The 17947-nt window shown below is 65.8% G+C and carries 20 protein-coding genes; 12 read left to right on the top strand and 8 right to left on the bottom strand.

The window, feature by feature from the left end; genetic code table 11:
- The first annotated feature begins 115 nt into the window (after window positions 1-115).
- The 3 genes from AC5RT3_RS08070 (at window position 116) to AC5RT3_RS08060 (ending at window position 1907) form a co-directional block, all read left to right on the top strand.
- The gene (locus tag AC5RT3_RS08070) at window positions 116-631 is read left to right on the top strand and encodes a MarR family winged helix-turn-helix transcriptional regulator (RefSeq protein WP_494051913.1); all 516 of its coding nucleotides are present in this window, start codon (window positions 116-118) and stop codon (window positions 629-631) included.
- A gap of 152 nt (window positions 632-783) precedes the next feature.
- The gene (locus AC5RT3_RS08065; protein ID WP_494123947.1) at window positions 784-978 is read left to right on the top strand and encodes a hypothetical protein; all 195 of its coding nucleotides are present in this window, start codon (window positions 784-786) and stop codon (window positions 976-978) included.
- The gene (locus tag AC5RT3_RS08060) at window positions 975-1907 is read left to right on the top strand and encodes a serine/threonine-protein kinase (protein ID WP_494051911.1); all 933 of its coding nucleotides are present in this window, start codon (window positions 975-977) and stop codon (window positions 1905-1907) included. The genes AC5RT3_RS08065 and AC5RT3_RS08060 overlap by 4 nt, the downstream gene beginning before the upstream one ends.
- Here AC5RT3_RS08060 and AC5RT3_RS08055 read toward each other — a convergent pair.
- Together AC5RT3_RS08055 and purB are read right to left on the bottom strand one after the other, a co-directional pair.
- Window positions 1904-2581, bottom strand: coding sequence for a histidine phosphatase family protein (locus AC5RT3_RS08055; protein WP_494051910.1), 678 nt, complete (start codon window positions 2579-2581; stop codon window positions 1904-1906). The genes AC5RT3_RS08060 and AC5RT3_RS08055 overlap by 4 nt on opposite strands.
- A gap of 125 nt (window positions 2582-2706) precedes the next feature.
- Window positions 2707-4149 carry an adenylosuccinate lyase gene (gene purB, locus AC5RT3_RS08050; RefSeq protein ID WP_494051909.1) on the bottom strand — a complete coding sequence of 481 codons (1443 nt, stop codon included), beginning with the start codon at window positions 4147-4149 and terminating at the stop codon, window positions 2707-2709.
- Window positions 4150-4316: 167 nt separating this feature from the next.
- Here purB and AC5RT3_RS08045 point away from each other — a divergent pair, with 167 nt between their 5' ends.
- Both AC5RT3_RS08045 and AC5RT3_RS08040 read left to right on the top strand, forming a co-directional pair.
- A complete protein-coding gene (locus AC5RT3_RS08045) occupies window positions 4317-4616 on the top strand; it encodes a hypothetical protein (RefSeq protein WP_494051908.1) in 300 nt (99 codons plus the stop codon).
- A 17-nt stretch (window positions 4617-4633) separates the two neighbouring features.
- Window positions 4634-5986 carry a hypothetical protein gene (locus tag AC5RT3_RS08040; protein WP_494051907.1) on the top strand — a complete coding sequence of 451 codons (1353 nt, stop codon included), beginning with the start codon at window positions 4634-4636 and terminating at the stop codon, window positions 5984-5986.
- A 14-nt stretch (window positions 5987-6000) separates the two neighbouring features.
- Here the strand turns inward: AC5RT3_RS08040 and AC5RT3_RS08035 are convergent, their stop codons facing one another.
- Entirely contained in the window at window positions 6001-6429 is a 429-nt protein-coding gene (locus AC5RT3_RS08035; protein ID WP_494051906.1) for a phage holin family protein, read from the bottom strand.
- Between the two features lie 65 nt (window positions 6430-6494).
- Here AC5RT3_RS08035 and AC5RT3_RS08030 point away from each other — a divergent pair, with 65 nt between their 5' ends.
- The 5 genes from AC5RT3_RS08030 to AC5RT3_RS08010 all read left to right on the top strand — a co-directional run bounded on the left by AC5RT3_RS08030 (window position 6495) and on the right by AC5RT3_RS08010 (window position 12104).
- Window positions 6495-7613 carry a histidinol-phosphate transaminase gene (locus AC5RT3_RS08030; protein ID WP_494051905.1) on the top strand — a complete coding sequence of 373 codons (1119 nt, stop codon included), beginning with the start codon at window positions 6495-6497 and terminating at the stop codon, window positions 7611-7613.
- A 148-nt stretch (window positions 7614-7761) separates the two neighbouring features.
- Window positions 7762-9003 carry a pyruvate dehydrogenase (acetyl-transferring) E1 component subunit alpha gene (gene pdhA, locus AC5RT3_RS08025; protein WP_494051904.1) on the top strand — a complete coding sequence of 414 codons (1242 nt, stop codon included), beginning with the start codon at window positions 7762-7764 and terminating at the stop codon, window positions 9001-9003.
- On the top strand, window positions 9003-9983 hold the full coding sequence (locus tag AC5RT3_RS08020; RefSeq protein WP_494051903.1) for an alpha-ketoacid dehydrogenase subunit beta: 981 nt from the start codon (window positions 9003-9005) through the stop codon (window positions 9981-9983). The genes pdhA and AC5RT3_RS08020 overlap by 1 nt, the downstream gene beginning before the upstream one ends.
- A 7-nt stretch (window positions 9984-9990) precedes the next feature.
- Window positions 9991-11481 carry a dihydrolipoamide acetyltransferase family protein gene (locus tag AC5RT3_RS08015; protein ID WP_494051902.1) on the top strand — a complete coding sequence of 497 codons (1491 nt, stop codon included), beginning with the start codon at window positions 9991-9993 and terminating at the stop codon, window positions 11479-11481.
- A 5-nt stretch (window positions 11482-11486) separates the two neighbouring features.
- Window positions 11487-12104 carry a phosphatase PAP2 family protein gene (locus AC5RT3_RS08010; RefSeq protein ID WP_494051901.1) on the top strand — a complete coding sequence of 206 codons (618 nt, stop codon included), beginning with the start codon at window positions 11487-11489 and terminating at the stop codon, window positions 12102-12104.
- Here the strand turns inward: AC5RT3_RS08010 and AC5RT3_RS08005 are convergent.
- The 5 genes from AC5RT3_RS08005 to AC5RT3_RS07985 form a co-directional block, all read right to left on the bottom strand.
- Window positions 12083-12430 carry a hypothetical protein gene (locus AC5RT3_RS08005; RefSeq protein WP_494051900.1) on the bottom strand — a complete coding sequence of 116 codons (348 nt, stop codon included), beginning with the start codon at window positions 12428-12430 and terminating at the stop codon, window positions 12083-12085. The two genes, AC5RT3_RS08010 and AC5RT3_RS08005, sit on opposite strands and share 22 nt — an antisense overlap.
- Before the next feature lie 154 nt (window positions 12431-12584).
- Entirely contained in the window at window positions 12585-13013 is a 429-nt protein-coding gene (locus AC5RT3_RS08000) for a universal stress protein (RefSeq protein WP_494051899.1), read from the bottom strand.
- A gap of 45 nt (window positions 13014-13058) precedes the next feature.
- On the bottom strand, window positions 13059-14348 hold the full coding sequence (locus AC5RT3_RS07995) for an aminotransferase-like domain-containing protein (protein WP_494051898.1): 1290 nt from the start codon (window positions 14346-14348) through the stop codon (window positions 13059-13061).
- A gap of 65 nt (window positions 14349-14413) precedes the next feature.
- Entirely contained in the window at window positions 14414-15235 is an 822-nt protein-coding gene (locus AC5RT3_RS07990) for a GerMN domain-containing protein (RefSeq protein ID WP_494051897.1), read from the bottom strand.
- Window positions 15236-15408: 173 nt separating this feature from the next.
- Window positions 15409-15966: an NAD(P)H-dependent oxidoreductase gene (locus AC5RT3_RS07985; RefSeq protein ID WP_494051896.1), complete on the bottom strand. Its 558-nt coding sequence runs from the start codon at window positions 15964-15966 to the stop codon at window positions 15409-15411.
- Window positions 15967-16089: 123 nt separating this feature from the next.
- On the opposite strand from AC5RT3_RS07985, the gene AC5RT3_RS07980 reads away from it, so the two are divergent.
- Entirely contained in the window at window positions 16090-16698 is a 609-nt protein-coding gene (locus tag AC5RT3_RS07980) for a TetR/AcrR family transcriptional regulator (RefSeq protein ID WP_494011523.1), read from the top strand.
- A 264-nt stretch (window positions 16699-16962) separates the two neighbouring features.
- Window positions 16963-17946 carry an ABC transporter permease gene (locus AC5RT3_RS07975; RefSeq protein WP_494051895.1) on the top strand — a complete coding sequence of 328 codons (984 nt, stop codon included), beginning with the start codon at window positions 16963-16965 and terminating at the stop codon, window positions 17944-17946.
- Window position 17947: the final 1 nt, after the last annotated feature.

Below are 17947 nucleotides of genomic sequence, written 5' to 3'. Positions count from 1 at the left end.
TAGAAGCATGTGGTTACGCTGGTGTTTCTTCCGGGTAAGGGGCTGGATAACACCGAGGGCTAGCAATAAGCAGGTTACTTGGCGGTCTAGTTATCAGGCAGTCTAAACTATTCCTATGGTTTCCACAGGTAACGAAGGCTCCGGCTACTGGTACGGTCCGGACGGGCAGCTGGACTACGGCGCTGCCGTTTTGAAGTCCCTGCGCGATTACCGCTCGGCAGAAACCACCATGCGCCGTTCCACCAGGGATTCCATGGGGATGGGGGAAACCGACCTCCTGGCGCTGCGGTACCTTCTGCGGGTGCAGGCCTCGGGCGAGGCCGTGGTGCCCAAGGACCTGAGCCAGTTCCTCGGCATCACCAGCGCCTCCACCACCTCGCTGATCGACCGGCTCGTGGCGAGCGGCCACGTCCGGCGCGAGGCCCACCCGTCGGACCGCCGGTCCGTCGTGATCGTCCCCACGGTGGAATCCGACAAGGAAGTGCGCGAGACGCTGGGTGCCATGCACCGCAGGATGATGGCCGTGGCGGAAAGCCTGACCGCGGAGGAGGCGCGCGTGGTAGTGGAATTCCTGAAGCGGATGACCGAGGCGGTCAGCGCGCAGGAGGCCAGCCACGCAAAAAGTAGCTAGTTGGACTAGCTAGCCTGACTAGTAATATGTAAGCTTACGATCGGTCCTTTGAATGAAACTGCCCGATGGAGTCGTGAGCCTGTTGATTACTTTTACCGAAGTTTTGCCGCAGCAGAGCAACGGAATGCACTGCGGTATGCCCAATGGAACTGGTGACTCCTGCCATCCGGGGTGGCGCCGCGGTCTACACCTTCGAACCGGAAGGACCAGGAGCGGTGGAACTGCCGCCGGTCTGGCGCTGCCAGTGCGGTTTCCAGCTTGACGCCTGGCAGCCTTCCACTTCCTCCGACTGGCACGCCACGGCGGCGGCCACTCCCGTCGAGGCCGCTGCGCCGTACGCCGCATGAACTCGCCCGCCCTTGCACCCCCGGTTCGTGGGCGCCGCGAAACGCTTCCTGCCGCAGACGGCGTCCTCGCCGGACGGTACCTGCTGCGGGAGCGCCTTGGACGCGGTTCCGGTGCGGAGGTGTTCCGGGCTGTTGACATCAACGGCGGGCCGGATGTTGCGGTCAAGCTGGCAGTGGAGAACTCGGACAAGCAACACGGGCGCATCCGGAACGAAGCGGCTGTCCTGGCAGCCCTTCATCACCCGTCCATCATCAGGTTCATTGCACAGGGCCTCATGCCGTCCGGCGGGCCGCACGGCGGACTGCCGTTCGTTGTGGAGGAGCTTGCACTGGGAACCAGCCTTGCAGAGGCCGTCCGCAGCAACAGCAAACAACCCGGGGAGGTAGCCGGCTGGGCGGTCGGGCTGTTCGGCGCGCTCGCCCATCTGCATGGCCGTGGGCTGGTGCACCGCGACATCAAGCCCGCCAACCTGATGCTGAGCGGAGTGCGGCGGAGTCCGGTGCGGATCATCGACTTCGGGATCGCTGCGGCGGCGGGGTCGGCGCCGGAACCCGGCATATCCTCCGGCACCGTGCACTACATGAGTCCAGAACAGGCATCCGGCGGGGAAAGCGAACCGTCCTGGGACGTTTACTCGATGGGGCTTGTCCTCTTGGAACTCCTGACCGGGGCCGAGGCATTTCCCGGGACCGCCATCGAGTCACTGGTGGCCCGGACGCTCCGGAGCCCCCATATTCCGGACTCGCTGCCGCCCGCCTGGCAGTCCTTCCTCCGCTCCCTGACAGCGATGGACAGTGCAGAGCGGCCGACGGCGGCAGAGGCCGCGCGGATGGCGTTCCGGCTTCTCCCCGTACCCGCCCCTGAGGCCATCAGCCCCTGCCGCAGGACGGCTGTTTTTCCTGCCCGCAGCATCCGACAGCTCGTCTAGGGGCCGGTTACGTCCCTGCCCATGGGGTCTTCCGCCGTCGGGTCTGCCAGGGCCAGCCCGCCGATCGGGCTTCCATCCCAGTGAATCAGCTTCCAGCCGGCATCGGGATCGCCTTCGAGGGCCACGATTCCCGTGTTGGCCAGCACATGGCGGGCAGCGAATTCATGGTCGGCGTCCTCGGCACGGCGGCCCGCCCAGGTTCGGATCGCGGCGCCATGGCTTACCAGCGCGGCGGTTCCATGCTTGCCCCGGAAGGCACGTTCCACTACCTGCTTGATAGCGGCGTCAAAACGTTCAAAGAAGGCATGGCCGTCAGGTCCCCCCGGCATGCGCCGGCCAAGGTCGCCGGCGGCCCAGGAGATGACCGTTCCCATATACCGCTTGTGCGACTCGTGGTCCGTAAGTTTCTCCAGCGAGCCGGCCTCGATTTCATGCAGGCCATCCAGCACTTCGACGTCAAGGCTGCGCAGCCTGCCCAGTGGAGCAGCTGTGATTTGGGTCCTGATCAGCGTGGACGCGTACAGGGCACCAATTGGCTCATTGGCCAGGGACCGCGCCATGGCTTCGGCCTGCCGCTCACCGAGTTCTGTCAGTCCGGGCCCCGGATGGGCGGTATCCAACTGGCCGAGGACGTTGCCGGGGGTCTGTCCGTGGCGGATGAGCAGCAGCTTCATGCTCTCCAGTTTCGCACCCCGGGGACCTGGCTGCGGACCCGTCAGCTGCCCCTGATAACGCGAAGGCGCCGGGCCTTTCCAAGCCCGGCGCCGCCGTCGTAATTCTCCTGCGCCCCGCGGCGGACCTACTTGAGGTGGTCCACCAGCTGGTCCGCGATGCCCGTGTACTTGCCCGGTGTCAGCGCGAGCAGCCGTGCCTCCGCATCGGCGGAAAGGCCAAGGCTCTGCACGAACTCCCGCATGCGCGCGGCATCCACGCGCTGGCCGCGGGTGAGGTCCTTGAGCCGCTCGTAGGGGTTCTCCATGCCCTTGACGCCGGCAACGGCCTCGGCACGCATGACCATCTGGATGGCTTCGCCCAGCACTTCCCAGTTCGTGTCCAGGTCGCCGGCCAACACGTCCTCGGCAACGTCCAGGCGCTCAAGGCCCTTGGCCACGTTGGAGATGGCCAGCAGCGAGTGCCCGAACGCGACGCCGATGTTGCGCTGGCTGGAGGAGTCCGTGAGGTCGCGCTGCCAGCGGGAAGTAACCAGTGTCGCCGCCAGGGTGTCCAGCAGGCCGTTGGAGATCTCCAGGTTCGCTTCGGCGTTCTCGAAGCGGATCGGGTTCACCTTGTGCGGCATGGTGGAGGAGCCGGTGGCCCCCGCAACCGGGATCTGCGCGAAGTAGCCGATGGAGATGTAGCTCCAGATGTCGGTGCAGACGTTGTGCAGGATGCGGTTGAAGCGGGCCACGTCGGCATACAGCTCCGCCTGCCAATCGTGGCTTTCAATCTGGGTGGTAAGGGGGTTCCAGGTCAGTCCCAGACCCTCTACGAAGGACCTGGAAACCTGCTGCCAGTCGGCGCCGGGAACGGAGGCAACATGCGCGGCGTAAGTACCGGTGGCGCCGTTGATCTTGCCGAGGTACTCGGTCCTTGCGATCCGGTCCAGCTGCCGGTTCAGGCGGTGAGCGGTGACCGCGAGCTCCTTGCCCAGGGTGGTGGGCGTGGCCGGCTGCCCGTGCGTCCGCGAGAGCATGGGGACCGAACGGTTGTCCTCTGCCATCTTGCTGATCTGGGCCACCAGGGCGCGGGCGGCGGGGAGCCACACGTCCTCCACAGCACCCTTGACGCCGAGGGCGTAGGACAAGTTGTTGATGTCCTCCGAGGTGCAGCCGAAGTGCACCATGGCCGTCAGGTTTTCGATGCCGATGCCGGGGAGGCGCCTGCCGATGTAGTACTCCACGGCCTTCACGTCGTGAACCGTCACGGCTTCGATTTCCGCGAGTTCGGCCACGGAAGCGGCATCGAATTCGGTGACGATGGCACGGAGCTGATCCTGCTGGTCCTGGCTGAGCGCGCCGGCGCCGGGGAGCACGTTGTTACTGGTCAGGTGGATAAGCCATTCAACTTCGACAGCCACACGGTCGCGGTTCAGGGCAGCTTCGGACAGGTAATCCACCAGCGGCGCGACGGCGGACTGGTAGCGGCCGTCCAGGGGACCGAGGGCGATCTTTTCCTGTGACGCGGCGAGGGCCAGGCGTCCTGAGGGCGTACGTGTATCAGCTGTGGCGGCAGTTTCAGGCATGTGCTGATTCTTTCACGAACTCCGTTGGCCCCCGAAGCGTGCCTGCCCACGTTACTTGTCCACATAGCCGACGGCGGTGCTGGGGATGGTGCCGGGCTTTCCTTAGCGTTGGCGCATCAGTAAAGCGATGCGGGCCGGCGGGAGCTGCCCGGGATGGGGAATGTGTCATGGGGAACGTGTTGGGGGACGGCATGCCGGGAGCTGCAGACCATGTCGCCGCCGATCTCATGCCATTGGCCGGGCGGCTTGCATCCTGCGTGGCAGGAGTCGAGGAAGTCATAGCCGGACTGCGTGAGATCCAACTGCTCGACTGGCAGTCGCCGGCCGGCCAGGCTTACCGGAACACCGTCGCCCGGCAGGGTGCTGCCCTGCGTCAGGCGTCGGACTGCCTGGAGGAAGCCAGGGCCGCCGTTGCACGCCACGTCCAGGAGAGCTTCACGGCTGCCCTTGCCAAAGGCCAGCTGTAACGCACGCCGGACAATCCATGGACAACGACCGCATCCAACTGTTCGGCCCTGGCAGGGACGGACACCTGACGATCCGGGGCGGCAGCAGTGGCATCAGCGTCCAGCTCGAAGAGCTGACGGCAGGCGCGGAGAAACTGGATGCCCTTGCCCGGGACCTCGTTGCCGTGGAGCAGGAAGCGGGACGGATCCTGGACCACCTCTGCTGGGTTGACCGGCAGCCGGCGTGGTCCGGGTCCGCGCACCTTGCTGCCGTCCGGAACAGTCAATGGCGCGTCCAGGCCGCCAGGGCGGAGTTGCAGCGCATCAGCAGCCAGATTCGTGCCTGCCTCCGCGACTACGAGGACGCCGAGTGGCGTGCCAACGTGGGACGGTTCTTCGGCATCACCAGGGTGGAGGAGTTCAGCAGCTCGTGGGACACCATGGCGGCAGCAGGAGTCCCGGACCGGCGAACCACGGAATCCATCATCACCATGCTGGGACTGGCGGCTCCCGACGTCCGGGCAAGAATTGACCAGGAACCCTTCGTCCGGGACGCCCTGATGTTCCTCGTGGCAAATTACGTCCCGCGGCCTATCGCTGTACGGCCGGAAGAACCCGTCCGGGTGGAGCTGGATACGTCGCCCGCCGGCCTTCTGGAGCGGATCCGGGACGTAGATGCCCGCGGTCCCGGACACGTTGAGGTGCTGGAGGTGGAGAACGGCGGGGAGGCGACGTACGTGGTGGTCCTTCCCGGCACCCAGGCGTCAGGAAGATACGCGGGCGGTGACAACCCCTTCGACGAAGCCGGCATTCTGGAAGGAATGCTGTACGGCTCGGAGGAACTGAACCAGGCCGTCCTTGATGCTTTGGCATTGGCCGGGGCGGAACGTGGCGCGGCCGTGGTCGCGGTGGGCTACAGCCAGGGCGGAATCCATGCCATGAACCTGGCTGCCGATTCCCGCGTCCTGGAACGGTACGACGTCAAGTATGTGCTGACGGCGGGCTCCCCGGTGGCCGGAACCAGGCCCGGAGAGGAAGTCAGCGCACTGCATCTTGAGCATGAAGCCGACTGGGTGCCTGGAAGCGATGGTGTGGCCAACCCGGAAACCCGGAACCGGGTCACCGTCTCCACGTCCACGCCTGTCTCGTCCCGGGAGGATAAGGGGCTGGGCCCTGGCCACAGCTTCGATGGGTACCAGGAAGCCGCGCGCCTCGTGGCGGACAGTAACGATCCGTCCCTGGTGCACTCCACAGCGGTGCTGGCCGGCGTCCTCGGAGCCGGCGGTACGGCTACGGCCACCCGGTTCTCCCTGTCGCGCACGAAGGGCCCTGCGCAAACGCTCACCCCGCAGGACCCCCGCGCCCATGAGCGGGGACACGGCGGTCGCTAGCCCCGGCGCCGCGGCTAGCGCTTCCGTGCCCCAGGCAGCACGCCGGCCACAACCGAAACCAGCGAGATGATGATTGCGGCCAGCACAGCGGTCCAGAAGAAGGAGTCGATGGTGAACTCCACCGGTGTGTAGCTGCTGATCCAGGACGTCAGGTAGAGCATGGCCGCATTGATGATGATGGTGAACAGCCCCAGGGTCAGGATGGTGATGGGCAGGGCGAGGAACCTGACCAGCGGCCTGACGAAAGCGTTCACAATGCCAAAGAGGGCGCCAATGAACAGGTAGGCCAGGACAAGCCCGACGGCGTCGGTGCCCGCCGTGACGCCGCTTTCCGCAACGGCTTCGGAAGCGGCGGAGCTGGAGATTTCCAGTCCCGGCAGAAGCCAGCTCGCCACCCACAGCGCTGCGGCGTTAATGATGATCCGAAGAATGAAGGAGCCCATTGACCCATGCTTGCACAGGGCCTTGCACACGGGAGGGCGGGACGGAGAGAAGTAGGCTGGGTTGCATGACGTCTTCAGATGCCCTGGCCGGCGGGATTCCGCCGCGCCCGGTGGTGGGCCGGCTGCCCCGCTATGCGGCGGGGAAGCCGCCAGTCGCCGTCGAAGGCTTGGCCAGCTACAAGCTCTCCTCCAATGAGAACCCGCTTCCGCCGCTCCCCGCCGTCGTTGAGGCCATCGCGCGCCAGCAGGACTTCAACCGCTATCCGGACCCGCTCAGCAGCCGGTTGCGGGCGGCCCTCGCCGAATTCCTGGACGTCCCGGCGGATGACATCGTCACCGGAGCCGGCAGCCTGGGCGCGCTGAACCAGGTCCTGGCCACGTTTGCGGGCCAGAATGACGACGGCAAACCCGATGAGGTCATCTACGCGTGGCGGTCGTTCGAGGCCTATCCCATCAGCGTCGGACTGGCAGGCGCCGAGAGCGTCCCGATCCCGGTCACCGCCGATGGCCGGCACGATTTGGCAGCCATGGCCGCCGCAGTCACCGCCCGCACCAAAGTGATCCTCCTGTGCACGCCCAACAACCCCACCGGTCCTGCACTGGCAGCAGCCGAAACTGAAGCCTTCATCCGCTCCGTGCCCTCCAACGTAGTGGTGGTCATCGATGAGGCGTACCAGGAGTTCGTCCGGGCAGCTGACGCGGTGGATGGCCTGGTGCTCTACCGCAAATACCCCAACGTGGTGGTGCTCCGCACGTTTTCCAAAGCCCATGGTTTGGCAGGGCTCCGCGTGGGCTACAGCGTGTCGAATCCGGGGCTCACGCAACACCTCAGGGTGGCCGCCACCCCGTTCGCCGTGTCGCAGATCGCAGAAAAAGCCGCAATGGTTTCGCTGCAAAATTTTCCGCAGGTTGTAGAAAGGGTACAAACGCTCGTGGATGAGCGGACCCGGGTGGAAACCGGCCTGCGGGACCTGGGCTGGGCCGTTCCCGATGCCCAGGGAAACTTCGTCTGGTTGGCCCTGGGTGCTGACAGTACACGCTTTGCAGACCTCGCCGCCGCACGGGCCCTGTCCGTCAGGGCGTTCCCAGGGGACGGGGTCCGGGTCAGCATCGGAGAGCAGGAGGCCAACACCCGGTTCCTGCAGTTGTGTGCGGACTATACAAAGCCCTCAGGTGCTTCCTAGCGCTTAACAAGTACCCCCGCGCCTACCTACTGAAGATAAAGTTAGGATCAGTAAGCCAATGTATATGCCGCAAGAGGAATGTATTCCCTAAGAGGCATATATCCCAGCGACATGCATTGCATCCGGATGCGGCAAGCAAGGAGACGGTATGGGCACACATCTGCCTTCCACCGAGTTTGACGGAACAGCGGTAGACGACCAGCGGGAAGCTGATGCGGAGGCCGTCATGGGCGAGCCCGCGGCGCAGATGGTGCAGCTGCTGGGACCTGATGGCAAGCTCGGCGCCGACCCGATCTACAGCAAGTACGCGGACAAGCTGACGCCGGACCGCCTGCGCGGGCTGTACGCGGACATGGCCGCGATCCGCCGGTTCGATGTTGAGGCCACCGCCCTCCAGCGGCAGGGGCAGCTTGCCCTGTGGGTTCCGCTGACCGGACAGGAAGCAGCGCAGATCGGCTCGGGCCGGGCGAGCCAGCCGCAGGATTACATCTTTCCCACCTACCGGGAACACGGCGTCGCACTGACCAGGAACGTGGACCTTGCGGAACTGCTCCGCCAGTTCCGCGGAGTGTCCAATGGCGGCTGGAACCCGAAGGACACTAATTTCCACCTGTACACCCTGGTGCTCGCCGCCCAGACACTTCACGCGGTGGGCTACGCCATGGGCATCCAGCGGGACCAGAAGCTGGCCGCGACGGGCGGCGCGGCCGGGCAGGAACCGGACGCCGCTGTGATTGCCTACTTCGGCGACGGCGCCAGTTCCGAAGGCGACGTCCACGAGTCCATGGTCTTCGCCTCCTCCTACAACGCCCCCGTGGTGTTTTTCTGCCAGAACAACCACTGGGCGATTTCCGTCCCCACCAACGTGCAGACGCGCGTTCCGCTGTCCAACCGGGCTAAGGGCTACGGCTTCCCGGGCATCCGCGTGGACGGCAACGATGTGATCGCGGTGCACGCCGTCACCGAGTGGGCCCTGGAGCACGCCCGGCAGGGCAAGGGCCCTGTCCTGATCGAGGCCTTCACCTACCGCGTTGGTGCGCACACCACCGCTGACGATCCCACCAAGTACCGCCATTCGGCTGAAGAAGAGGCCTGGCGTGCCAAGGATCCGCTGCTCCGGCTGGAGAAGTACCTCCGTGCCGAGGGCCTGGCGGATGATGATTTCTTCGCCAGGGTCAAGGCCGACGGCGACGAACTCGCGGCCTATGTCCGGCGCACCACCCATGACCTAGAGACTCCGGACATCCGCTCCGCCTTTGCCAACACCTATGCTGAGGCCCACCCCCTAGTGGCCGAGGAACTGGCATGGTTCGAAGAATACGAGGCCGGGTTTGCCGGTCTGGACTCCTCGGCGGAACAGGGACAGGCAGCAGCAAAGGCAGGCCACTGATGACCACCATGACCATCGCCAAGGCGATCAACCAGGGCCTGCGTGCCACCTTGGCCGGCAATTCCAAGTCACTCCTGATGGGCGAGGACATCGGTCCCCTCGGTGGCGTGTACCGGGTGACCGACGGGCTGATCGGCGAGTTCGGCCCGGACCGGGTGGTGGATACCCCGCTGGCTGAGTCCGGCATTATCGGCACCGCCATCGGCCTGGCCCTGCGCGGCTACCGGCCGGTCTGCGAGATCCAGTTCGACGGGTTCGTCTTCCCCGGCTTCAACCAGATCACCACCCAGCTGGCCAAGATGCACGCCCGCAGCAACGGCAACCTCACGGTGCCGGTGGTCATCCGCATCCCTTACGGCGGCGGCATCGGGTCCGTGGAGCACCATTCAGAATCGCCCGAAGCGCTGTTCGCCCACACCGCAGGGCTCCGGATCATCACCCCGTCCAATCCCCACGACGCCTACTGGATGATCCAGCAGGCCGTGGACTGCCAGGACCCGGTGATCGTCTTCGAGCCCAAGCGCCGCTACTGGCTCAAGGGCGAGGTGGACACCCACGCACCTGGCCACGCTGCCGACCCCTTCAAGGCCCATGTCCTTCGCGAAGGCACTGACGCCACCGTCGTCGCCTACGGGCCGCTGGTCCCCGTCGCCCTCGCGGCCGCCAACGCCGCCGAGGAAGACGGCCGCAGTGTGGAAGTCATTGACCTCCGCTCCATCTCGCCGCTCGACTTTGACACCGTCACCGCCTCCGTCCAGAAGACCGGCCGCCTGATCGTCGCCCACGAGGCGCCCACGTTCGGCGGAATCGGCGGCGAGATCGCGGCCCGCATCAGCGAGCGGGCCTTCCATTCGCTTGAAGCCCCCGTCATTCGCGTGGGCGGCTTCCACATGCCGTACCCCGTCGCGAAGGTGGAGGAAGACTACCTTCCGGACATCGACCGCATCCTGGAGGCGCTGGACCGCGCCCTCTCCTACTGAGGACCCCATGACTCTCAACAAGTTCAACCTGCCCGACGTCGGCGAGGGCCTGACCGAGGCCGAGATCGTCTCCTGGAAGGTCAAGCCCGGCGACGCCGTTGCCATCAACGACGTCCTCTGCGAAATCGAAACGGCCAAATCCATCGTGGAACTGCCGTCCCCCTTCGCCGGGACCGTCACCGAACTGCTGGTTCCGGAAGGGGTGACCATCGACGTCGGCACGGCCATCATCAGCGTCAGCGACGAGGTGGAAGGCGATCCAACGCCCGCTGACGTGCGCGCCCCGGAAGTGCCCCTGCAGCCGGTGTACGGCACGCTGCCGGCTGGTGAAGAGGGCGCGGAGGACGACGCCGGCGCCCAGGACAATGCCCCGGCCGGCGGTCCGCTGGTGGGTTCCGGCCCCAAGGCCGACGCCGTCAAGCGCCGCCCGCGCAAAACGCAGCCCTCCGCCGCCGTGACCGTCAACGCCCCGGAGGTGGAACCGGTCCAGCCACGCACGCCGGCTGAGGTCGTCCAGTCCCCGCGCCCCGCCGCTGCGTCCCCGGCAGGAGGTATCGACAACCGGCCTACCCTGGGCGGCACCATCACCGGGCTGGTCAACCGTGTCCTGGCCAAGCCTCCCGTCCGCAAAATCGCCCGGGACCTGGGCATCGACCTGGCGGATGTGGTGGCCACCGGTTCCCGCGGCGAGGTGACCCGCGAGGACCTGGTGAGCTACCAGGCCCAGCGCGACGCCGAACTGGACAAAGCGGACGGATTCTGGGGCAAGGTGGGCAAGCCGCAGGACCAGCGAATTGAACGGATTCCGGTCAAGGGCGTCCGCAAGGCCACGGCCAGGGCGATGGTGGAGTCGGCCTTCTCCGCTCCCCATGTCAGCATCTTCGTGGACGTCGATGCCAGCCGGACCATGGAGTTCGTCAAGCGGCTCAAGTCGTCACGGGACTTTGAGGGCATCCGGGTTTCGCCGCTGTTGATCCTGGCCAAGGCCGTCATTTGGGCTGCCGCACGGAATCCCAGCGTCAATGCCACATGGGTGGACAACGCCGACGGCAGCGACGCCGCCGAGATCCACGTCAAGCACTATATGAACCTGGGCATCGCCGCAGCAACACCGCGCGGCCTGATGGTCCCGAACATCAAGAACGCCCAGGACCTCTCACTCAAGGAACTGGCCCTCGCGCTGAACAACCTTGCCACCACGGCACGGGCCGGCAAGACCCAGCCCGCTGAAATGCAGGGCGGCACGCTGACCATCACGAACATCGGGGCACTGGGCATCGACACGGGGACGCCCATCATCAACCCGGGCGAGGTGGCCATCGTGGCGTTCGGCACCATCAAGCAGAAGCCCTGGGTCCTTGACGGTGAGGTCATCCCGCGCTGGATCACCACCCTCGGCGGCTCCTTCGACCACCGGGTGGTGGATGGTGACCTGTCCGCGCGCTTCATGGCCGACGTCGCTGCCATCCTGGAAGAGCCGGCGCTGCTCCTGGACTAAGGGACGTGGTTGTCAACAGCAATACCATCCGGGCGAAGAACAGGACAGCCAGGTGGCTGACCGAGGCGTTCCAGCCGCCTGTGGTGGTCAGCGTCCAGCTGCTGATCAGCCCCCTGACGGAGGACGGGTTCCCCGGGACCATGGTGTACGGGGCGCTGGCAGCCCTGTTCGTCTGCGTGCTCCCGCTGATCCTGCTGCTGGTCCTGGTGCGGCTTGGAAAGGTCACCGACCACCACGTCAGTGACAGGAGGCAGCGTGCGCCGGTCCTGCTCATGGCGCTGGTTTCGATCCTGGCCGGGCTGCTGGTCCTGGAGGTGGCCGGGGCGCCGCGGAGTGTTGTTGCCATGGTCCTCGCCGTTGTGGGCGGGGTGGTGGTCCTGGCCGCTGTGAGCCCGTTCTGGAAAATGAGCGGCCATGCCGCCGCCATCTCCTGCTCCGCCGTTATCGCCGTCCTGATGCTGGGGCCGGCGTGGGCGCCGCTGCTGCTCCTGGTGCCGGCGGTCGGCTGGTCCCGCGTGGTGCTTCGCGCCCACACCGTTGCTCAGGTGGTGGCAGGCTCACTATTCGGCGGGGTGGTGATGGCGGGCATCTGGTGGATGCTTCAGGGCCTGATGGCGCCGTAGGACATCGTGGTGAACATCTCGAGGGCGGCCGGATCGGCGGTGTCCCCCAGGGCCACAGCCGCTGCCGTCAGCAGCACACCCATCGCGGCCGCTATTCCGGCCCACGCGGTCAGCAGCTTCCAGTCCTCGCGCAGCACGCTGCCCACGGTTGCGGGAAGCTGCAGGTCCGGGGCGATGAGGTTAGGGGCGCTGTCAACGCTGCCGTCATCCAGCAGCGCCACAACGGTGCCGTTGCTGCGGTCAACCCGCATGGAGCAGATGTGGTTTCCGTGGCGGGCCAGGAGGATGTCGTGACCTACGAGCTGGCGGCGCTGGAGAGTGATCAATGGTGCCCCTTGATAGTGGTGTCTGCGTTGTCCGCACCGTTGGGGCCTGATCCGATTTTATCCTTGCGCTCAGGGCTTAAATGGCGTAGAGGGGGTGAGAACGAACACCCCCCGGCGCGACGTTGGCCACCAGGGGGAGTGTCCGCGGTAACTCCTAGTCGGCGTCGTAAGTGTTGGCGATGTAGACATCGCAGGGCGCGTTGTGGGCCACGCTGTTCGCCACACTGCCCAGGACCCGGCCGATGCCCTGCATCCTGCGGTTTCCCACTACGATGATGCGGGCCTCCATCCGGATGGCCTCCTTGATCAAGGCGTCAGCGGGCCGCCCGCGGGCAGCCGAATACGTTACCTTCCCGCCGCCCCCCAGTGATTCAGCCACTGTCCGCGCCACGTGCTCGGCAGCATCGGCATCTGAGACGATCCACTGGTCGCTGCCGCTGCCAAACACCTCTGTCCTGTCACTGTCGAAGGCGCTAACGACGTGGAGTGAGGCATCCAGGGCCAAGGCCAGGTCCCGGGCAGACTCTGCCGCCTTCTTTGCGGTTCCGCTGCCGTCAACTCCCACAACGATGATTCCGCTCATATGTTTGCTCCTTTGCTTGGTTCCGCGGCACTGGTGAGGCCAACGCTACAGCGCGGCGATGGCTTCCTGAAGCACCGGGGCCAGCCGGCGCACGCCCTCGGTAATTGCCTCGGGCGGCACGGCGCTGAAGGCGAGGCGCAGCTTGTTGGACGGATCGTCCGACGGCGTGAAGGCGGCACCGGGTATAAAGACCACGCCCGCGTCAATCGCCTTGTGCAGCAGCGGGTAGGTGTCCAGTCCTTCCGGCAGCGTCACCCAGACAAAGAAGCCGCCCTCCGGGCTGGTCCAGCTAGTCCCCGCGGGCATGAACTCCTTCAACGCGGCCAGCATCGCCTGGCAACGGTCCGCGTACAGGCTCCGGTAGGTCTGGATCTGGCCCTGCCAGTCGTATTCGCGGAGATAGGCGGAGACGAGCATCTGGTTCAGGGTTGGCGGGCACAGCGTGACGGATTCGGCGGCAAGGTAGTACCGGCGCTGCAGATGCTCCGGCACCAGGGCCCAACCGATGCGCAGGCCGGGAGCGAAAATCTTGGAGAACGAACCCATGTAGATGACGTCGTCCGGGTTTCCCGCACGCAGCGGTGGCAGGGGCTCGCCGCTGTACCGCAGCAGGCCGTAGGGGTTATCTTCGAGGATCAAAATATTCGCGTTGCGACATATGTCGACCACCTGCTGGCGGCGTTCCTTGGCGAGGGTGATTCCGGAAGGGTTGTTGAAGTTGGGGATGGTGTAGAGGAATTTGATGCTCTTGCCGGACAGCTGGAGCGCCGCGATCTTCGCTTCCAGCACCTCCGGGACCAGGCCGGATTCGTCCATGTCCACTGTTTCCACCTGGACCTGGTACGACTCGAACGTGTTCAGTGCTCCCACATAAGTGGGATCTTCCACCAGCACCACGTCACCTGGATTGCAGAAGACTTTGGTGGCCACATCCTGGGCTGACTGGGAACCGGCGGTGATCACCACGTTCTGAGGCAGGGCATCCAGGATTCCCTCGGCGGCCATCACCTCGCAGATTTGTGTCCGCAGCTCCAGGGTCCCCTGGCCGGTCCCGTACTGCAGCGCGGTCAGGCCGTCCTCTGCAATGATCCGGGCCGTCGTGGCCGCGAGCCGGTCCAAGGGCAGGGACTGCAGGTAAGGGCTTCCGCCGGCAAGGGAGACCAGGCCCGGGCGCATGGAGATGTCAAAGACGTCGCGCACCGCCGACTGCCGGATATTCGCGGCCCGGTCCGAGAATAGTTCCTCGTGCCGGTGGGCGGACGTGGCGGCCCGTTCGATTGCATCTATTGCTTCCGCTGGCAGCGTCCCTGCTGCGTCGATTGTTTCGTGGCTCACACGGACAGGATACAGCTGAAGGTTGCCTGAAAAGCAACACCTGTTGCGCTACCGTGCCCTGCCGACTAATCCTGGCGCAACACTTCAGCGAGGGGTTGTCCGTTCACGTAGACCTCTGCCCTGATGGCGCCGGCGGCGGCCACCGCGGTCTGGGTCAGCTGGGCTTCCACGCGCAGGATGTCACACGCGCCGCCAAGGGTAAGCGTGCCGGCCAGGTAGACCGTGACAGTGGTCCCGTCAAAGCTCCCGGACAGGAAAGTCAGGTCGGAGCCGTCCAAGGCGTTGTAGACGTCCGAGACCTCGATCGGCTCCAGTGGAATGTCACCGCCCCCTGCCCCTTCGAGCAGGGCGTTCATCGCGGCAGTCAACAGGGGCTCGGTCCCTGGCGCGGCCCGGGACAGTCCCACCAGGCTGTCGTTGCAGCCGAAACGCACGCCGCTGCTGCCGCCGTCGTCAAGGAGAACGTAGTAGGCGGTCAGCATTCGCGGTGCCGCCGGGATTACCGGGGGATTCGAAGCAGTGGGGGAGGGGGTCTGTGTTGCCGGCGTTGCCCGTGGTTTCCCCGCCTCCGGGACGGACATGCCTTGAGGTGGCGCCATGGCCGGCGGGCTGGTGGGTGGCCGGCTTGGGGTTGGGGCGAGGGTGGGTCCGGGCGGCATGGCGGGAGTGCCGGCCGAGGCTGGTTCCTGCGGCTGTGGCGCAGGAACGGTGGGGGCGGGAGGCGGCGCAGGGCTGCTGACGGAACCGCTGCCTGGGTTGGGGGAAGCGGCGGAGGGCGTCTGCGGAGCCTGGTCCACGCAGGAGGCAAGGAGCAGCGGAAGGGCGAGGGCTGCCGCCGCCCAGCGCTTCCTTGCGGGGCGCCTCCCGGCGCTCTGCTCTGCTGCCATGACTGCACCGCGATTCCGTTCCGGTACTTTTTCGTGGATCAATGCTACGGCTGGCTCTTCCGGCCGCGTATGTCCGGTAGGTACCGGTTGGGACAAGAGTTGGTCACGGTGCCGGCATGCGGCAACGCCCGGTCCGCTGGCGGGCGGACCGGGCGTTGCGGGCATTTCAAGCCTTAGGCTGCAGGTGCGGCAGCAGCAAGGACATCGAACACGCCCTTGATCTGCTCAACAACCTCGGCGTCGTCCTTGGGGTGAACTTCGGCGAACCGGACCATCGAGCCGGGGACGGCCAGCTTCACGTCCTCGAGGACCTGGGCGCCGGCAATCCCGGCGGCCTTGCGGGCCTCGTCCTGGGCCCACACGCCGCCATACTGGCCAAACGCCGTACCGACGACGGCCGTGGGCTTGCCGGCCAGGGCGCCGGCGCCGAAGGGGCGGGACAGCCAGTCAATGGCGTTCTTCAGGGCTGCGGGCACGGTGCCGTTGTGCTCGGGGGTCACCAGGAGGACGGTGTCGGCTTCGCTGGCTGCGGAACGGAGGGCGGCGGCAGCGGCGGGAACCTTGCCTTCAACGTCGATGTCCTCGTTGTAGAAGGGGATATTGCCCAGGCTTTCGTGGATGACGACGTCCACCTGCTCGGGGGCGTTGAGTTGGATTGCCTCCGCCAGTTTCTGGTTCGTGGATTCGGCACGCAGGCTGCCGACGAGAGTCAGTACTTTGCTCTTGGTCATAAGAACTCCTTGTCTTGGTGGCAGCGGGACGCCGCTTGCCGGTTTTCGCTCAGGCTGGTCATGCCTTCCACCAGACTAAACGGACCGTGGTCCGGTTCTATTCCCGGGGGCTAGAATGACGCTGTGAGCCTGATCCCACTGCGGCCGGGAATGCCGGCGACGGCAGCTGAACGGAGTGACGCCGCCCGCAACCGGGAGCGGCTGCTGGTGGCCGCCCGGGAAATCATCCGGGAGGGCGGCGCCCAGGGGCTCACCATGGACCGTCTGGCCGAGCGCGCCGGTGTGGGCAAGGGCACTGTATTCCGCCGTTTCGGCAGCCGGGCAGGCCTCCTGCTGACGTTGCTGGACGATTCTGAAGCGGCGTTCCAGGAGCGCTTCCTGTTTGGCCCGCCGCCTTTGGGGCCGGGCGCGCCCGGCCTGGAGCGGCTGGTTGCCTTCGGTGCCGCTCGGATCGCCTACGTGGTGGAGTTCGGCGACCTTGTGCTCGCGGCGGAGAACGCCTCCCGCAGCAGCCGTTTTGAGGTGCCCGCAGCGGCGCTGTGGCACCGGCATATCGAAGTGCTGCTCCGGGAAGAAGGCTTCACCTCCGACCCCTGGCTCATGGCGGGCTCCCTGGGTGCCGCCCTGGACCCCGGGCGGCTCCTCAACCTGGTCCGCGTCCACGGGATCACCGCTGACAGGTTGGCCGCGTCGTGGCGGGATCTTGTCACACGGGTGGTCAAAGGCGCATAGATTACGCGGGCAGAAGCCCCAGCGTCCAGTCAAATCAACTTCACAGAATTGTTCATAACAATCTGATACGCCCGGGTAGTTTTCCCCGCGTCCGCCCCCATTTTCGCTGATGGCCTGTGGTAGTTTCCTCTGGAATGTGACCCGCGACATAGTCCGCCAGGACGCCCGGCCAGGGCTGCGGGACGCCAGCTATCCGCTGGCACTGGTCCCGGTGACGCGGTACAACTCCCGCTGATCCGGGGAGGACGGAAGGATCCAGATAGCGTGCTCAGGTACCTCGCAAGGCGCGGCCTCATCTATGTGGTCATGATTTTCCTGACCACCTCCGCGGGCTACTTCCTTGCGGTGGGTTCCCTGAAGCCTGCACTGCTCGAACAGGAACGCATTCCGCGCCCAACTCCTGAACAGGTTGCCACCTCGATGCGACTGAAGGGACTTGACCCGGACCTGAGCCCCTGGGAGCGCTATGTCGACTGGCTGACCGCCATCGTCACCCGCTGGGACTGGGGCAGGAGCCCCAACGGGGCCTTCATCAACGCGGAGTTCGGCGACAGAGTCTGGATCTCCACCAGGTTGTTCCTGGCATCCATCGTCTTGACCCTCGTCATTGGTGTGGCCCTAGGGGTCTACTCCGCCGCCCGGCAGTACAAGTTCCAGGACCGGGTCATCACCTCCTACAGCTATCTTGCCTACATCGTGCCCGCACCCATCGCCTACTTCCTGGTGCAGCTCGGAGCCATCAACATCAACGAGTCCGTGGGTGAGCGCATCTTCTTCGTCACCGGAATCTCCACACCCGGGATAGAACCGGGCTGGGCGCAATTCGTGGACATGCTGGCGCATTACGCGGTACCCACCGTCGCCATCACCCTGGTGGGGTGGGGTTCCTACCAGATCGCCCAGCGCCAGTACCTGCTGGACAACGTGAATGCTGATTTCGTCCGGACGGCCCGTGCCAAGGGCCTCAGCCGCAACCAGGCCATAACCCGGCATGCCCTGCGGGTTTCCTTCATCCCGGTGGCACAAAGCATCGCCTTCACCATCCCGGCCATCTTCGCCGGTGGATTCTTCGCGGAAAAGATCTTCGCCTGGCCCGGCATCGGTTCCTGGAGCATTGACGCCATTTCGCTGCAGGACGTGAACGCCGCCACTGCCACCCTCGCCTACGGTTCGGTCATTTTCGCGCTTGGCGCCATCCTGGCCGACTTCGCCACCACACTGGTTGACCCGAGAGTGAGGGTGCAGTAGC

The sequence above is a fragment of the Arthrobacter sp. Y3221159 genome (assembly GCF_059089885.1).
Note: the sequence above shows the minus strand (reverse complement) of the source record. Positions and strands in the feature narration are given on the sequence as shown.

What these genes read in the sequence shown, in the direction of transcription:
- AC5RT3_RS08055 (WP_494051910.1), bottom strand. Translation starts at nt 2,581, where the DNA reads ATGAAGCTGCTGCTCATCCGCCACGGACAGACCCCCGGCAACGTCCTC.
- AC5RT3_RS08060 (WP_494051911.1), top strand. Translation starts at nt 975, where the DNA reads ATGAACTCGCCCGCCCTTGCACCCCCGGTTCGTGGGCGCCGCGAAACG.
- AC5RT3_RS07990 (WP_494051897.1), bottom strand. Translation starts at nt 15,235, where the DNA reads ATGGCAGCAGAGCAGAGCGCCGGGAGGCGCCCCGCAAGGAAGCGCTGG.
- pdhA (WP_494051904.1), top strand. Translation starts at nt 7,762, where the DNA reads ATGGGCACACATCTGCCTTCCACCGAGTTTGACGGAACAGCGGTAGAC.
- purB (WP_494051909.1), bottom strand. Translation starts at nt 4,149, where the DNA reads ATGCCTGAAACTGCCGCCACAGCTGATACACGTACGCCCTCAGGACGC.
- AC5RT3_RS08015 (WP_494051902.1), top strand. Translation starts at nt 9,991, where the DNA reads ATGACTCTCAACAAGTTCAACCTGCCCGACGTCGGCGAGGGCCTGACC.
- AC5RT3_RS07985 (WP_494051896.1), bottom strand. Translation starts at nt 15,966, where the DNA reads ATGACCAAGAGCAAAGTACTGACTCTCGTCGGCAGCCTGCGTGCCGAA.
- AC5RT3_RS08030 (WP_494051905.1), top strand. Translation starts at nt 6,495, where the DNA reads ATGACGTCTTCAGATGCCCTGGCCGGCGGGATTCCGCCGCGCCCGGTG.
- AC5RT3_RS08035 (WP_494051906.1), bottom strand. Translation starts at nt 6,429, where the DNA reads ATGGGCTCCTTCATTCTTCGGATCATCATTAACGCCGCAGCGCTGTGG.
- AC5RT3_RS08070 (WP_494051913.1), top strand. Translation starts at nt 116, where the DNA reads ATGGTTTCCACAGGTAACGAAGGCTCCGGCTACTGGTACGGTCCGGAC.
- AC5RT3_RS08000 (WP_494051899.1), bottom strand. Translation starts at nt 13,013, where the DNA reads ATGAGCGGAATCATCGTTGTGGGAGTTGACGGCAGCGGAACCGCAAAG.
- AC5RT3_RS08040 (WP_494051907.1), top strand. Translation starts at nt 4,634, where the DNA reads ATGGACAACGACCGCATCCAACTGTTCGGCCCTGGCAGGGACGGACAC.
- AC5RT3_RS08045 (WP_494051908.1), top strand. Translation starts at nt 4,317, where the DNA reads ATGGGGAACGTGTTGGGGGACGGCATGCCGGGAGCTGCAGACCATGTC.
- AC5RT3_RS08020 (WP_494051903.1), top strand. Translation starts at nt 9,003, where the DNA reads ATGACCACCATGACCATCGCCAAGGCGATCAACCAGGGCCTGCGTGCC.